Annotated in this window: 9 protein-coding genes; 4 read left to right on the top strand and 5 right to left on the bottom strand. The window is 45.3% G+C overall.

Annotated elements, in window-relative coordinates:
- Positions 1-345: 345 nt before the first annotated feature.
- Entirely contained in the window at positions 346-1,428 is a 1,083-nt protein-coding gene (locus AC27HD_RS14880) for an adenylate/guanylate cyclase domain-containing protein (RefSeq protein WP_487106808.1), read from the top strand.
- Positions 1,429-1,449: 21 nt separating this feature from the next.
- Here AC27HD_RS14880 and AC27HD_RS14885 read toward each other — a convergent pair whose 3' ends face one another.
- The 4 genes from AC27HD_RS14885 to glnK form a co-directional block, all read right to left on the bottom strand.
- Entirely contained in the window at positions 1,450-2,376 is a 927-nt protein-coding gene (locus AC27HD_RS14885; protein ID WP_032095168.1) for a Dyp-type peroxidase, read from the bottom strand.
- 148 nt (positions 2,377-2,524) lie between these two features.
- The gene (gene ggt / locus AC27HD_RS14890) at positions 2,525-4,207 is read right to left on the bottom strand and encodes a gamma-glutamyltransferase (protein ID WP_487106852.1); all 1,683 of its coding nucleotides are present in this window, start codon (positions 4,205-4,207) and stop codon (positions 2,525-2,527) included.
- Between the two features lie 289 nt (positions 4,208-4,496).
- Positions 4,497-5,744, bottom strand: a complete 1,248-nt coding sequence (locus AC27HD_RS14895) for an ammonium transporter (RefSeq protein WP_032095166.1) — start codon at positions 5,742-5,744, stop codon at positions 4,497-4,499.
- Between the two features lie 32 nt (positions 5,745-5,776).
- Positions 5,777-6,115, bottom strand: coding sequence for a P-II family nitrogen regulator (gene glnK / locus AC27HD_RS14900; protein ID WP_032095165.1), 339 nt, complete (start codon positions 6,113-6,115; stop codon positions 5,777-5,779).
- A gap of 404 nt (positions 6,116-6,519) precedes the next feature.
- Between glnK and AC27HD_RS14905 the strand changes: the two genes are divergently transcribed.
- The 3 genes from AC27HD_RS14905 (at position 6,520) to AC27HD_RS14915 (ending at position 9,722) form a co-directional block, all read left to right on the top strand.
- Positions 6,520-7,407 carry a hypothetical protein gene (locus AC27HD_RS14905; RefSeq protein ID WP_487106811.1) on the top strand — a complete coding sequence of 296 codons (888 nt, stop codon included), beginning with the start codon at positions 6,520-6,522 and terminating at the stop codon, positions 7,405-7,407.
- Positions 7,408-7,981: 574 nt separating this feature from the next.
- The gene (locus AC27HD_RS14910; RefSeq protein ID WP_487106813.1) at positions 7,982-8,902 is read left to right on the top strand and encodes a DUF808 domain-containing protein; all 921 of its coding nucleotides are present in this window, start codon (positions 7,982-7,984) and stop codon (positions 8,900-8,902) included.
- A gap of 508 nt (positions 8,903-9,410) precedes the next feature.
- The gene (locus AC27HD_RS14915) at positions 9,411-9,722 is read left to right on the top strand and encodes a hypothetical protein (protein ID WP_032095163.1); all 312 of its coding nucleotides are present in this window, start codon (positions 9,411-9,413) and stop codon (positions 9,720-9,722) included.
- A 260-nt stretch (positions 9,723-9,982) separates the two neighbouring features.
- Here AC27HD_RS14915 and mrcB read toward each other — a convergent pair whose 3' ends face one another.
- A complete protein-coding gene (mrcB, locus tag AC27HD_RS14920) occupies positions 9,983-12,343 on the bottom strand; it encodes a penicillin-binding protein 1B (protein WP_487106815.1) in 2,361 nt (786 codons plus the stop codon).
- Between the last annotated feature and the right edge of the window lie 213 nt (positions 12,344-12,556).

Raw genomic sequence — 12,556 nt, forward strand, 5'->3', positions numbered from 1 at the left:
CCCTGATTGTATTTATGCACAGAGCAGCTATACCTAGAGAGCACATAAATGTTGTGCTCTCTAGTCATCATTTATCGGCCCTTAAATAGCTAATCTCTTTATTATTAAATACTTTTTTTTGACCAATCTCTTTCCTCAACTAATGTTCACTTGAATTACACTACAGTATACGTTTACTTTAGTGATACGAAGGCACTCACAAGATTTCGAAATTTCTGTACTACATTTCTGAGCTACATTTCCGTACTTCATTTTTGTATTGTATTTTTAGTATTTAAATTTTCACACTATCTTGTATTGATGTCTTCATTCTCATTATAAAGTCACTTTGAATAAGAATAGCGAATGTCTTCTATGGAATGGTTTTTAGGAATAGGGATAGTTCTACTCCTCATTTATAGCGCCGTCATCACGATACTGCTTATTAAGCGCAGTCGAAGATTTGCACGACGAGTTACGCAGTTCAAAAAGAACAGGCGCAATACCGACTTAAGTATTGAAAAAGAGCTTCGGTTTCAAGAAGCGGCTGATGAGGCCCTGCGATTAAATCAAACATTTCAAAAATTTGTGCCCAAGCAGTTTGTAGAGCACATGGCCAATACCGATGTAGACAACCTTGGTTTAGGCTACGCCTCAGAGAATGAAGTCGCTATTATGTTTTGCGACATTAGAGGGTTTACTGGCTTTTCTGAACGCATAACACCTCAAGAGTTAATGAATTTCCTTAATTCATACTTTACCCGCATGAACGACCCTATTCATCAAAACAGTGGCTTTATCGACAAGTTCATGGGTGATGGTATTATGGCCTTATTCGACCATCCAGGTGGCACAGCGAGAGATAAAGCCATCGACTCTCTAAACGCTGCATTAGATTTAAGAAAAGCACTGACCATATATAACGGACATAGAAAGAACAGCAACTACGCTGCGGTCAACATGGGTATTGGGATACACTTTGGAAATGTGATCATGGGCACGGTAGGTTCAGACGATCGCATGGACACCACAGTAATTGGCGACAGTGTTAATATTGCATCGCGTCTTGAAGCACTGACGCCGAAATACCAAGCCGATATTATTGTGAGTGCTCAAGTACTGCAAACCTTAGGGGCAGGCTATCCCATTAAGACCCGTTTACTCGATTGGGTACGGGTAAAAGGCCGACAGGCGCCGATTGAAATTTATGAGGTACTAAGTCATCTCAGCGACGTTGAACAAGCGGCGCGAATTTCTGTGCAAGCCAAAATTGCAGCGGGCTTGGCATGTCGTATCAACAAGCAGTGGGATGAAGCGATTGCCTACTTTGAAACCGCATTGGCAGTTAATCCAAATGATACCCTAGCCCATCACCATATTGACGTATGTCGTATTTATCGAAATATAGATTTAGATGACGACTGGGATGGCGCCCTAGTGCTTCAGTAAAAGTGGTGCAATAGAGAGGTGTCAGTTCGATAGGGTAGCCTGCGCTTTTATAAAGTTAACAGAGGGAGCAAAGAACGCAGCACCGGTCTCTGCACTTGTAAAATCTAACCACCGGTCGTAATCCCCTTCTCCATTGCCGTATATCTGACTTTGTAACATATGCTTAAAGGGTCGCGCGCTTGCGCTACAGCAGACAGAAAACAAGCCTTGAGATGCCATATCGCCATAGGGCATACCTTGCTTCATAAGTTTAGATGTTTCATCATCAGCAGATGCGCTTACGGCGCGAACGCAGTGTGACGACTGAGACTGCTCCACACTTGGCAGGTTGTGTTGCTGAGTGGTTCCCATGGCCTGTTCTTTTTGCCTATCAGACAAACTATTCCAGCGCCTAAGATCATGTCGATATCGCTGCACATGCAAGTAACTTCCCCCTTGAAAATCGGGGTCGTCCTCTTCGCTAATAATAGCGACCTTTCTGCGAGCCATCCCTCTAGGGTTGTCAGTAGCATAAAGAAAGCCATTGAGGTCGCGACCGTCGAGATAGCGAAAACCCCGTACCTGCTCTACCAACTCAACGTGAATGCGCAGTAAGTCCATCACCTCTATACCAACGGCGTGGCAAATATCTAGCCGGTCTGCTCGAATTTGAATAAACAAATCGCAAGGTGTGGTTGGCGCGCTTCTGTCTTCACATTGCATATCGGGGAAAGGAGCAAGCTCAACGGGGATTAGCCCGGGATAAACATCGGCCCAATAGCTGGTTCCCACCGCAATAACACCGGTAACCATGGCTTCGTAATGCTCATTTTCAAAGTGCTCGAAAATATCGAGCACTCTCGCTAATTTTGCTCTTACGGCTTCGCTGTCCTCATCGACAACATTGAGCATCAAATATTGCGCATGCAAATTTGGCTCTGCGCATATGCCTTTTTGTGGTTGTGTCATTGCAGCTCTTGTTATTATTTGAAGTTTTCTTAAAGCACTTATAAAAACTACTCATTCAAACAGCGCTTATTAACCGTTATTACAGATGTTATACGAATCCTGTTACAGGCGGTTAAATCCCTTGCTGTGACGAGTATTGTCAGTGTGCTTAATACCCTGCAGCTTGTCCATCTTTTCTGCTTTCAGAAGCGCCAAAATACACGCCTTTTTTGGCATCCCAAGCAATGGCTTGATAGCCGCCAAATGCACCCACCACACGCTGGAGTTTATGGCCTCTCTCCATAAGCTCGCGCTGCACCACCTCATCGAATCCTGACTCTAAGCTTACATAGCCGCCGTCTAACATTAATTCACCCGTAGGACTGCTTGAGCCACTGTGGAGAATCCGTGGTGCATCACCTGCTTCTTGCAAGTTCATACCAAAATCCAGAATATTAACGATGATTTGTGCGTGCATTTGTGGCTGTGTGCCACCACCCATTACCCCAAAGCTCATCACGGGGCGACCGTTTCGGGTAACAAATGCGGGAATAATGGTATGAAAGGGACGTTTGCCTGGGCGATACTCGTTGTAGTGTCCCTCTTCTAGCGTAAACATCTCACCTCTATTTTGCAGTACAAAGCCTAAGCCGGGCGGCGTCATACCCGACCCCATTCCGCGATAATTACTTTGAATTAGCGAAACCATATTGCCGTCTTTGTCTGCCACAGTTAGATAAATAGTATCGCCCTCATAAATACCTGCATCTACCCGGGACGCTGCTTTTTCCATATCAATGAGCGCCTGTCGTTTTTTGGCATACTCTTTAGAGATTAACCAATCTACAGGAATATCATTAAAGTCAGGATCAGCGTAAAACTTTGCTCTATCTTCGAATGCGAGCTTTTTGGCTTCTACAAAGGTGTGAATATAATCGGCAGAGTTAAACCCCATGCCTTCTATATCGTAGCGCTCGAGCACATTGAGGATTTGCAGTGCGGCAATACCTTGTCCGTTTGGAGGTAGTTCCCACACATCGTAACCACGGTAATTTGCCGATACTGGCTCAACCCATTGTGATGTATGAGACGCTAAATCTTGATAAGAAAGAAATCCGCCCTGAGCTTCCATATACGCATCAATGGCGCGAGCAATATCTCCTTTGTAAAACGCATCACGGCCGCCGGTAGCTATCTTTTCATAGGTAACCGCAAGCCCAGGATTTTTGAATATGTCGCCTTTTTTGGGCACATTGCCGTTGATGAGGTAGGTCTCAGCGAAGCCATCGTAGTGGCCTATTCTGTCTTTATTCATTTGCCAGTAATACGCGATTAGCTCGGAAACTGGGAAGCCATTTTTTGCGTATTCGATGGCAGGAGTCAAAAGAGTAGACATGGGCAACTTGCCGAACTTTTCATGTAACTCAAACCAGCCGTCTACCGCACCAGGAACCGATACAGGTAAGGGACCAAACTTAGGGATTTTGTTCAATCCGCGCTCTGCAAACACCGCTTTAGTCAGTGAACGGGGAGAACGACCTGATGCATTTAAGCCAACTAGCTTTTGTTCACTGGCATCCCATACAATGGCGAATAAGTCTCCTCCTATACCACTACCTGTAGGCTCTACTAAGCCAAGCATAGCATTTGCTGCAATAGCAGCATCGACAGCACTTCCACCTTGCTTAAGCACATCCAGAGCGACCTGCGTTGCTAAGGGTTGACTGGTTGCCGCCATGCCGTGCTGCGCTATAACCTCCGACCGGCTGGCAAATGGCTTGCCCGTTACTCTGTCATATGCGTGTGAAGACGATATACAAAGCGTACTGCATAGTGTAATTGCGAACGTCATCGTGAAAAGTGAGTGTGATATTTTAGCTATCATCACCGTAGTCCCGTCGTTTCCCTTTTAATCCAAAGCACGTTTTTTATAAACAATGTTGGTGTGCTTACGTTTTTAACTGGCAGCTTCGTGTCGAAACCTCTTTGAATTTCCATTTCTAGTGTAGCGTTTAAGGCGCAATACGCCTAGGTTTATCGCAGAACGAAAAAAGCCTCGCAAATGCGAGGCTTAAGTGATGATAATTAGGCATTATTATGTTTTTGTCGCTGCCTACATCAATGTAAATTGGTCCGTGTGTTTATGAACGACCGCTGGTGAAATCTGGGTATGCTTCCAAACCACATTCACTCATGTCTACACCGTCAAACTCTTCTTCTTCAGTAACACGGATGCCCATCGTTGCTTTAAGCGCTAACCACACTACTAGGCTGGCTACGAATACCCAAACAAAGATAGTTGCCGCACCAATAAGCTGACCAGAGAAGCTTGAACCGTCGTTAGTAATTGGAACAAGTAGAAGACCAAGTAAACCAACAACACCGTGAACTGAGATAGCACCTACTGGATCATCAATCTTAAGCTTATCAAGACCAACAATGCTAAGTACTACCAAGATACCACCAAGACCACCGAATAAGGTTGCCTCTAATGGGCTAGGCGTAGAAGGCTCTGCAGTAATAGCAACCAAACCGGCTAATGCACCGTTTAGTGCCATTGTTAAGTCAGCTTTACCGAATAAGATACGCGCTACGATAAGCGCAGCAATAGTACCACCGGCTGCGGCTGCGTTAGTGTTCATAAATACGATAGCAACAGAGTTTGCGCTTTCAACCGTTGCAGTAGCAAGTACCGAACCTCCGTTGAACCCAAACCATCCCATCCACAAGATAAATGTACCTAGGGTTGCTAGAGGCAGGTTAGCACCTGGAATAGCATTGACTTTTCCATCTGCGGTGTACTTACCTTTACGAGCACCAAGAATTAACACACCCGCCAGTGCAGCTGCTGCACCTGCCATGTGAACAATACCCGAGCCTGCAAAATCTGAGAAGCCTAAATCGCCAAGTGTGTACAGACCGAATACAGCTTCACCGCCCCATGTCCATGCACCTTCCATTGGGTAAATGAAACCAGTCATTACCACAGTGAAGGCTAAGAAAGCCCATAGCTTCATACGCTCAGCAACCGCACCAGACACGATAGACATAGCAGTGGCAACGAAGACGACTTGGAAGAAGAAGTCTGCAGAAGGCGCATAGGTTGCTGGGTCTTCTGAAACACCTGTTGCGCCGTCGCTTAAGATGCCGCTAAGGAAAGGACCCCAATCGCCACCGCCGTACATGATTCCGTAGCCGCAAACCATATACATGGTGCAGGCTATGGCAAATAACGAGATGTTTTTAGTCAAAATTTCAGTGGTGTTTTTGGCTCTAACTAAGCCAGCTTCAAGCATTGCAAAACCTGCAGCCATCCACATAACTAGCGCGCCGCAAATTAAGAAGTAAAAGGTATCTAGCGCATACCCAAGTTCAAAAGTGATTTCCATTATGGTTTTCTCCGCAAAAATATCGTTGTGGCTTACAGCGCGTCGGTATCCGACTCACCAGTTCGAATACGAACGGCATGTTCTAGGTCGTACACAAAGACCTTACCGTCACCAATTTTGCCTGTTTTAGCAGCACCAACGATGGCCTCGACCAAACGCTCTACCTGATCGTCCTGTACGGCAATTTCTAATTTTACTTTCGGTAAAAAATCTACCTGGTATTCCGCGCCGCGATAGAGTTCGGTGTGACCTTTTTGACGTCCAAAGCCTTTTACTTCGGTAACGGTTAAACCGTCAATCCCGATTTCTGAAATGGCTTCACGAACATCATCTAGCTTGAACGGCTTGATGATAGCAGTGACTAATTTCATGTGATGCTCCCAGTTTATTGTGATTATTCTGCAAAAATGCGTACTTGACGATTACTATACCAAGAGCCATGCCACAAATAATTATTCATTAAAATCAGATAGATAATCGAAATCAGAGGAAGATAAATCAAAAACAACGCACCAATAAGGTGCAGCGCGGAAAGAATGCCCAACAATGACGCGCACAAGGTCAATTCACCATAAATTAAGACGAATAGGAGCGCGTATTGACCTTTTCATATCCCGTTATCAGCGCTTACGGGCTTTTCAGGTAAAGCGAATTGTTTAATGTTGATGCACAAAACCGGGTCTGTTTATCGAAGGAGAAAAAGAGCATAACGTCGCAGCTTACAAAAGCTCGCGAAAGCGGAACTATCATTAGGTTACTGGGTCTGTTAGTTCTAATGAGCACAAATACAGCGATGTTTTTCGCGCCCGAGCGCCCCTTACAAGACCATGCACGCAAACAGCGTTATGCATGGCGTACCGCATTGGCGTCACTGCTTATTCATGCTGGGGCAATCATCACAGTTGTTGTAGTAAGCCAATATGGTATTGAAAAAAAGAAAGCGGCTATTACTGAGCTTTCCCCTGCCCCCACAATTCAGGCCGTGCTGTTTCAGCCACCCGCCAAAAAAACTGTTGAGCCCAGTAATTTATTAAACAAAGACGCAGTCGACAAGGAAGTGGTAGACAGGGAAGTGGTAGACAAGCGAACGTCAGAGGTAGTCAATGAAGGTGCAAGCGAGGAGGAATCAGCAGACAGCGAAATACAGACTTCTAGCACGGCTGACATTCCGGACAAGCCAAACGCTGAGCCCAAGCAGCCTTCAGAAACCAAGCTTTTGCCAGACGCTCACCCACCACAGCTAAAAGAGGCACTTTCAAAAGAAGCATCTTTTGAAGAACCTTCTCCTCAAGTTTCGAAGCCCCTCATCAACCGTGAAGCCGGTCGTTTAAATGTGTCTAGCGCACAGGCAGCAGCCGACTATTTAGACAGCTATAATGAAGCCCGTATTGGCGAGGAATCAGCTAATGCTGCCTCTTCATATGCAGCAAAAAAAAGAAGCCCAAACATTATCGACCCTAGAAAAGGCGAGGATAGAGATGAGAAGCTATATAATCAGCGTCCAGTTAAAATAGTCAATTGCACAAGCACAACTAATAAACTTTTTACTGCGCTTAGCACAATGGCTGGAGGCACCTTAAGATGCTCGAAAAGAAATGAGCACAAACGGTTTATCGATGCCCGAATTAACAAAACACCTGAAAACGATGAGCAAACTCACTAGCGTCTTTCGCAGTAATTCAACTGACATTATTTAGCCTGTGACTCATATAGCCATGACTTACATAGCCATTACTCACAAAATCATGGCTCACACAGCAAAAGCCAAAGCCCGCGCAGCATGCATCTTTGCCCAACCCTTCTTGATTATACTTGGCTTTTCTTTATTTTACTTGGCTTGGCTTAACGCGCAGCCTTGTCTAAAGGGAACCGGTAAACACATTGCTACCGTAATGTTGTGTTGCCAAACATTGGCATTACGGCGTATTCTGCCTATCAAGGGCGTGTTAATCTTTGCTGTACGATTTTTGGGCTAAATGGAAGCATTTTAATCGCGGAACAGTCCTGTAGGCCTAGTGGGCTAAGTCAAAGGGCTGTGACAAAGAGTAAAATGCTTCCATAACGCCCCCTTAGGGCAGCGCCTGTGAGCTATTTATCCTGCGTTGAATGGTTTCGATTTAGCCCGCTAGACCTTCAACCATTCGCCTTGTCTAAATAGCTCACAGACCGCTGCAAAAATGTACAACAAAGATCAACACGCCCTATTTAATAACTCTCTCATTAAAAAGGAATAATCTGTGGCTGGAGCTAATCTACTTGCCTTACTCGACGATATTGCCACCTTAATGGACGACATTGCCACCATGTCAAAAGTAGCGGCCCAAAAAACTGCTGGCGTTTTGGGTGACGACTTGGCGGTAAACGCAGACCAAGTGCAAGGTATAAAAGCAGACAGAGAACTGCCTGTTGTGTGGGCTGTGGCAAAAGGGTCGCTGCTGAATAAAGCCATATTGGTGCCTGCGGCCCTAGCCATTAGTGCCTTTGTCCCTTCGCTCATTACCGTACTGTTAGTGTTAGGCGGGTTGTACTTATGCTTTGAAGGGGCTGAAAAACTGTTGCACAAATATCTTCCTCACGATGATCAACTTCAAGAACGGGAAGCGCGAATAGAAGCCATTGCTCATGAAGATGTTGATATGGTGGCCTTCGAACAAAAAAAGATAAAGGGCGCAATACGCACCGATTTTATCCTGTCAGCTGAAATTATAGTGATTGCCTTAGGCACCGTTAGCGACGCAACATTAATAACCCAAGTGGGCGTTCTAATTGCATTGAGCTTAGCCATAACGGTTGGTGTGTATGGACTGGTAGCAGGCTTGGTAAAAATGGACGATGTAGGTCTTTATATGCTGCGCAAGTCGCTAACCGGCACTATGAACACCATGCAGCGCTTAATTGGACGAACTCTTCTTGTAGCAGCTCCGGCTATTATGAAAACCCTTGCGGTGGTAGGCACCATAGCCATGTTCCTCGTTGGCGGCGGTATCCTCACTCACAGTATTGGTTTTTTGCATCACGTAACCCAGTGGGCAACAGAGCTAGTGCCCAGTGCTGACTTTGCTATGTCTATTTTAGCCGATGGAGCAGTTGGCGTGGTGGCGGGAGCTATTATTGCTTTTGCGGTAGCAGCCATTTCTAAGCTTAAAGCTTCATCGTAGCTTTTACTGCAACCGAATTTATAAGCGTGCTGATCGTTAGCCTTGTGGCAAGGAAGGCTAACCTTCTCTCGTACCTCGTTGTGGTATTCCGTCCCTACCTTACTTCTTACCTTACTTCTTACCTTATTGTAGTAGAGTCAATCCAATAGAATAAATCCAAAAGGCAAATCTGGTAGGCCATATTTGGTAGGCATAGACCGCATTTCATTGAGTAGATTCAATTGACCAAATTAAGGTTGGCGAATTTCACCAAGTCAGTTTCAAAAACACTACTTTTTAGTCTTCCACTATTCCTCTCTCGTTCCCCCCCTTTTATGCCAAACCAAACTAAATCAATAAAATCATACAGTTAAATGAGATAATAAAAGTGGCACAACACTCGCAATACGTTAATGGTAATGAGAAAGAAACGTGCTCTACGTTAAGAATTACGAGTTTTAACAATATCGAAAGCTGCCACGCAGTATGTATCAGTGCAGTGTTCAACTTTTATTAATAGGAAAATATTATGTTTACGCGTCGCAACCTTATCACTGCATTACTACTGACTTCTGGTACTTTCAGCGCATCATCAATGGCTAACGACAATGTGTCTGCGCTGCAGTCGCATACCGATTATTTAGTGGCAAGCGCCATTAACGAAGTGAGACAAGAAACTTCAACACGTATTACGTTTGACGTTATGACGGCAAGCCACACCTTCGAGCCTGACGCAGACGAGTCAACGACATTGATTGCGGATATACAAGTTGTGGATATGTTGATAGCGCCTGCGGTTTCAGAGGATTCACCTGAAGCTTCTGACGATAACGATGCGTAAGGAGATAGTCATGATTGCTGCCAGTACCTTACTGATGTTAGTACTTGGTCCTTTCATTGCTTTCGCAGTTAGCGCTATCGCTTTTTCGACCGCGCGCCTGTTTTTTCAAAAAGGACATTAACCATTTTTGTTCCCCAAGCCTCCCTGGGCTTTTAGCTCCGGTAGAAGATAGACATTACGCAACAGGTATTAGCCCTCCTTAGGGAATAAAGAACCCTAGTGTAAATATTTGCTTTCTATCTTCTTACTGGAGCATTTTTTTATCCAAATATACGTTCCCACCAGCTTTTCTTTTTACCGTCTTTGGCATCGTCTACTGGACGCCCGCTGCAGTCTTGCTCAGGTTCAGGAAGTACATCTAGTATGGCCGGAACGCTCAAACTACCAGCACAACCTGCAACAACCACTGCCCCCGTTTTTGCATCAAAGTGGGCAATGCCTAATCCTCTTGGAAATCTTCTGGAAAGTGATTTGGGCGCTTGTGACTTCATATAGTTAACAAACACCGGCAGTGCACCGCCAGCGCCGGTTAAATTAACCGATTTATTGTCATCATTACCCACCCAAACTGTCACCACATGATTTCTATCGAAACCGCTAAACCAACTGTCGCGATAGTCGTCCGTCGTACCCGTTTTACCGGCCATATTAACGCTGCCAAAGGTGGCCCCAACTCGCTTTGCCGTGCCTTCTGTGGTTACTTTATAAAGCGCGTAATTTAACAGGTAGGTGGCCGCCTCATCTACTCGTTGAGAGTAAAACTCCGCTTTTTTCCACAGCAGCGCGTTTTCCGATGTCACTACCGAAGTCACTGTGTGAAGTGGAATATAGCGTCCATCATTAGACAGGGTTTGATACATTTGATTGGTAGCAAATGGGGTTAACTCAAACGCCCCAAGTGTCATTGAAGGCACTTTTTCTAGCGGTGTACTCACCCCAAGGCGCTCTATGGTATCGGCCAGTGTATTTAAGCCCACCTGCATTCCTAAGTTTACGGTCGGAATGTTGAGTGACTCAGTTAGTCCCTGCAATAATGGCACTTGCCCTCTAAATTCCTTGTCGTAGTTTTTGGGCGACCACGGCTTACCGTTTTTACTTTCAAGGGTAATGGGCTTATCTTCAAGCGGCGTTGCCAAATTAAACTGAGTGGGGTCTTCAAGGGCAGTAAGGTATACCGCAGGTTTCACTAACGATCCTATGGGACGCTTGGCATCTAACGCTCGATTAAAACCTTTATACGCGACGTTTCTATCACCGATGATCGCTCTTACTTCACCAGTTGCGCTATCGGTGACCACCATTGCGCCCTGTAGTGCAGCCTTTCTGTCTTTTTGAAGTCCATCTAAGGTAGTGGACAGTGCCCGCTCCGCACGACGCTGTGCAACAATATCAAGGGTAGTAAATACTTTAACCCCTGAATCTCTTAAACTGGGCTCTGCTAATATTTCGTTCAGCTCTCTACGCACTTGCTCCATAAACGCAGGGTGCTTTCCACTGGCTAAACTCGCGCCGCTCGCTAAGCCAAGAGGCCTATTCACGTAACGTTCGTATTCATCGCGATTAATTTCATTCTCGTCAAACAACATGCGCAAAACCAAGTCTCTTCGCTCTTTAGTGCGCTCTGCATATTTTCGAGGGTTGTAATAAGACGGCCCTTTGATAATAGCCACTAAGGTCGCAATTTCAGGAACACTTAATTCATTGGCAGGTCTGTCAAAGTAGAAGTAGCTTGCCAAGCCGAAACCATGCACGGCCATGTTGCCGTTTTGGCCTAAAAAGACCTCGTTTAAATAGGCTTCAATTATCTCAGATTTGCTATATCGAGCGTCGATAATCACCGCCATTATCGCTTCTTTCGCTTTTCTAACTAGCGATCGCTCTCGGGTTAAAAACATATTTTTAACCAGCTGTTGGGTTAGCGTGCTGCCGCCTTGTACGGTTCTTCCGGCAGCGATATTCGCCACCAAGGCACGCACAATTGAAAGCGGGGCTACCCCGTGATGATTATAAAAATTACGGTCTTCTACCAACGTCAGGGCTTTTGGCAATAATTCTGGAATAGTATCGAGTGACACCAACATGCGATCTTCACTAGAACCACTTGTCATGCGAGTTACCAGCCATGGCTCAAGTCTGATTGTGCCAAACGGTCGCTCTTCCGTTTTATCGTAAATTTCAGACACCCTCGCGCCATCCCAAGTGACAATCAGATGTCTTAAAGGCTCTGCTCCCTCTGGGAACTGAAACGCTCGGCGCTGAACAGTTAGCACTCTATTTTGATAGCTGTACTCACCACTATTGTTGGCAAATGCCACTTTTCGATAGCCTAAAAGGTCTAACTCATCAATGACCTCTGAAGGTGTGATTTCTTCACCTTTACTTAGGCTTAGCGGGCGCGCAAAAATTTGTGCAGGCACTTCCCACTTATTGCCTGAAAAGCCTTTTTTGATTTGTGCATCAAGATAGAATGCGTATGCACCAAGTACCACAAGCGCAACTAATGATAGTCGCCAGAATGCACCGAATAACCAACTACCTTTGGTTTTTTGCTTTGTGTTTGAATTGCTTTTTCTTGCTGTCTTTTTTGCTGTTGAGCTGTTACTTGATTGTCTTTTTGCCACGAGGAAGCGCCATAAAAAGGTAAGCGCGTACCGCTCACCGTCCCTTAAATTTATGCAGTGAACATTACCACTGCGCCCTTGATGCAACAACAGCTAACCACCATCTAAACAACAGCAGCTGCACGAAACCCTGACCTACAATGGAATTTAGCTCGCACTTTGCAGTCACAATGCGATAGCATGCAAGCAAGTAACAAAGGAAATTTACTATGC

The organism is Alteromonas sp. 4NS20-0143 (genome assembly GCF_057542855.1).

Bases quoted from the DNA above. Each gene is read 5' to 3' on its own strand.
- AC27HD_RS14880 (WP_487106808.1), top strand. From the start codon at position 346: ATGTCTTCTATGGAATGGTTTTTAGGAATAGGGATAGTTCTACTCCTC.
- AC27HD_RS14885 (WP_032095168.1), bottom strand. From the start codon at position 2,376: ATGACACAACCACAAAAAGGCATATGCGCAGAGCCAAATTTGCATGCG.
- ggt (WP_487106852.1), bottom strand. From the start codon at position 4,207: ATGACGTTCGCAATTACACTATGCAGTACGCTTTGTATATCGTCTTCA.
- AC27HD_RS14895 (WP_032095166.1), bottom strand. From the start codon at position 5,744: ATGGAAATCACTTTTGAACTTGGGTATGCGCTAGATACCTTTTACTTC.
- glnK (WP_032095165.1), bottom strand. From the start codon at position 6,115: ATGAAATTAGTCACTGCTATCATCAAGCCGTTCAAGCTAGATGATGTT.
- AC27HD_RS14905 (WP_487106811.1), top strand. From the start codon at position 6,520: ATGAGCACAAATACAGCGATGTTTTTCGCGCCCGAGCGCCCCTTACAA.
- AC27HD_RS14915 (WP_032095163.1), top strand. From the start codon at position 9,411: ATGTTTACGCGTCGCAACCTTATCACTGCATTACTACTGACTTCTGGT.